This is a genomic window from Pseudoalteromonas sp. MMG006 (genome assembly GCF_018101025.1).
Taxonomy (GTDB): Bacteria; Pseudomonadota; Gammaproteobacteria; order Enterobacterales; family Alteromonadaceae; genus Pseudoalteromonas.
Genome location: NZ_JAGJEJ010000049.1, coordinates 1 through 1,240 on the forward strand (window position 1 = coordinate 1; position 1,240 = coordinate 1,240).

Below are 1,240 nucleotides of genomic sequence, written 5' to 3' on the forward strand. Positions count from 1 at the left end.
TAGCAGTGCGGTTAATGGCACAACCGTAAGTTTAAGCTTTACAGACAGTGCGAATAACACCACCACCGTAACAACAACGGTTACAGACGGTGTATGGAGTATAGAAGCGCCTGTTGATTTAGCTGAAGGCAACTATGAGGTTACAGCGAGTGTTATTGATGGAAGCGGTAATACAAGCACAGCAGTAGAAAATGGCGTCATTGATACTACGATTCCTAATATAGCAGTAAGTGATCTAGATGTTTCGAATGACACCACTCCAACGATCACTGGTACCGCGAACGCACCGCAAGGTAGCACTGTGACAGTTGAAATCACCGACAGCAATAACGTTACTCATACGGTTACAACTACGCTCGGGGCTAATGGCACCTGGAGTGTGGCCGCCTCACAAGTACTTGCTGAAGGCAGTTATACAGTAAGTGCAAGCGTAAGCGATACGGCGGGTAATGCCGCGACAGCCACCGGCGCAGGAGAAGTAGATACTGTTGCACCGACACTTGAGTTAACCAGCCCAGGTTCAAGTAACGACGTAGCCCCAACGTTAAGCGGTACCAGTGATGCCCCTGAGGGCACAGTGATCAGCTTTACCGTAACGGATGATTTAGGGGCCGAGCAAACGTTCACCACCACAGTGGATGCTGATGGCAACTTCTCAGTAGAAGTACCGACTGCATTAGCTGAAGGCCCTTACAGCATCGAAGCAAGTATTAGCGATGTCGCAGGTAACAGCAATGATATTACCGGTAGCGGTAACATCGATACCACCGCGCCAAGTGTGAGTGTGGATGCACCTGTACTCACTAACGACAGTACGCCAACGGTGACAGGCAGCAGTGATGCGCCTAACAGCACCATTACCGTCACCTTTACGGATGCTGCAAATGTCACTCAAACCATTGATGTGCAAACGGACATCAACGGTGACTGGAGTGCCACCGCTCCAACTGATTTAGCCGAAGGGAGTTACAGTGTTAGCGCCAGCATTACTGATGCTGCAGGCAATACTGGCACCGCTACTGGCAGTGGCGAAGTGGATATTACTCCACCGGCGCTTGCCTTTACGCCAACGTTTGAACTTGGTCTATTGGTTACCCTAAGTGGGACGTCTGACTTGCCAGCAGGCAGTGAAATTACCATTACCGAGCAGCTTATTAACGGGGGGATTGGTGTAACATACACCACTACAACGGATGCCGATGGCAACTGGTCATTAGTGGGTCTGGATGTATCGTTGCTA

Annotated in this window: 1 protein-coding gene; it reads left to right on the forward strand. The window is 50.1% G+C overall.

The window, feature by feature from the left end:
- Positions 1-1,240 (forward strand): Ig-like domain-containing protein (locus J8L73_RS19125; protein ID WP_211019460.1); only part of this gene is annotated, 1,240 nt, incomplete at both ends.